The 405-nt window shown below is 45.2% G+C and carries 1 protein-coding gene; it reads right to left on the minus strand.

Annotated features, from left to right (window positions below):
- Positions 1-176: 176 nt before the first annotated feature.
- Positions 177-405 (minus strand): hypothetical protein (locus tag B9T16_RS29475; protein WP_410246478.1); only part of this gene is annotated, 229 nt, incomplete at its 5' end.

Raw genomic sequence — 405 nt, forward strand, 5'->3', positions numbered from 1 at the left:
CCCTAGAACATTTGCCGGAAACTAGCATCGGGGCGATCGCCTTTTCCCTCAAGTGTTAGGAGTGGGAGAAATGAAGCGATCGCTTTAGGAGATTCGACCTCTACCTTATCAATCTACAAACCCTCCAACTCCAGGGCATGAGTTGCGCCTCCTGTGCCCAAGCCATTAAAGCCTTGCTATTCCAAGTGTTCATCGGTGGATCCCTTAGAGCGTTGTTGGCAGCGATCGCGGTAAATTTCCGCCGCCCGATCGCCCGGATTTAAGTCCAGATATGCTTGAAACTGTTCAGTTGCTTGATCAAAGCAATTAAAGTGATAGAGTACAACCGCTTTTTCAAACAATGTTTTATTCTTTAACTTCAAGGCTTTTATTTCTGGTGGATCATTCTCAAAAATTTCAAAAACC

It is taken from the genome of Arthrospira sp. PCC 8006 (assembly GCF_046480465.1).
Taxonomy (GTDB): domain Bacteria; phylum Cyanobacteriota; class Cyanobacteriia; order Cyanobacteriales; family Microcoleaceae; genus Limnospira; species Limnospira platensis.